The sequence below is a fragment of the uncultured Capnocytophaga sp. genome, assembly GCF_938029845.1.
In the GTDB taxonomy this organism is placed as follows: Bacteria; Bacteroidota; Bacteroidia; order Flavobacteriales; family Flavobacteriaceae; genus Capnocytophaga.
Genome location: NZ_CALHGG010000052.1, coordinates 1 through 1,025 on the forward strand (window position 1 = coordinate 1; position 1,025 = coordinate 1,025).

Below are 1,025 nucleotides of genomic sequence, written 5' to 3' on the forward strand. Positions count from 1 at the left end.
ATAAACACAACAGAATGAGCAAACAACTCTATATCATAGCAGGTTGTAATGGCGCAGGGAAAACAGCTATGAAAAAGAAAGAAGCTAAGAAGGAGAGTCTGAAAGACAAACTTTTAAAAGGTTTAGACCTTGCTTATGATCGAATGATTGCCGAAAAGCGCAAGAATAATCAAAAGATTGTGGTGCGCCGTGAAGGCAAAATAGTTACTATAACTCCATGATAATGGGTGTATTATCAAGCGGATACATAAATAAATTAACCTACATAACTGATGCATTATGATTGAAAAATTTACCTTACAAGAAGACGCACATGGGCATAAGAACCCTATATTGCCCGAAGGAGTGAAGAACTACCTCATAGATATTGATGGTACTATATGCGAGGACATTCCCAATGAACAGCCCGAGAAAATGATTACAGCCGAGGTATTCCCCGATGCACTGGAACAGGTGAACAAATGGTATGACCAAGGACATGTGATCCATTTTTTCACCTCACGTACCGAAGCACTCCGCGAGATTACCGAACAGTGGCTTGATAAGCATGGCTTTAAGTACCATGGTATCATCTTTGGCAAACCTCGTGGAGGTAATTATCATTGGATAGATAACCATATCGTAAAGGCTACCCGCTACAAAGGCAAATTCACCGATTTTGTCCTCAAAGAAGAAACCATAGAAGTCTTTAACGATTAGCAGCAAACCTTGTCCAATGGGATAACTGACAGATTAATAGATTAGATTCATGACTGAAGACATCAAAAACAGAAAAGGGGCTCAAAAGGCAATAGATATCCCTTTGGAAGTGCTTTCGCTATTAAATGCGGGGCGTATAGAAACGGTAAACCTTACCGAGTGGCTGGCTGTAGATCATTCTCAGCTGGTAAAATCGGTTTTTCCTGCTTTGGGAATTGATAAAAATATCATTGAAGAGTTGGTTTGCCAAATCCATCAGCAAAAGAAACCCTCTACAATGAATACGATTAAGCTCATAGGTGCATTGTTATACGAAAAATATGCAA

2 protein-coding genes and 1 pseudogene are annotated in these 1,025 nt (G+C 39.4%); all 3 read left to right on the forward strand.

All coding sequences use genetic code 11. The features are described 5' to 3' along the window. A partial coding sequence (locus Q0625_RS03785) for a hypothetical protein (RefSeq protein ID WP_298823582.1) occupies nucleotides 1-221 on the forward strand: 221 nt, incomplete at its 5' end. A gap of 58 nt (nucleotides 222-279) precedes the next feature. Then, nucleotides 280-699, forward strand: coding sequence for a phosphoheptose isomerase (locus tag Q0625_RS03790; RefSeq protein WP_009642561.1), 420 nt, complete (start codon nucleotides 280-282; stop codon nucleotides 697-699). Between the two features lie 49 nt (nucleotides 700-748). Beyond that, nucleotides 749-1,025: pseudogene (locus tag Q0625_RS03795) on the forward strand (DNA alkylation repair protein); the annotation flags it as partial.

Excerpts from the sequence above, each read along its gene's own strand:
- Q0625_RS03790 (WP_009642561.1), top strand. The coding sequence starts at position 280 with ATGATTGAAAAATTTACCTTACAAGAAGACGCACATGGGCATAAGAAC.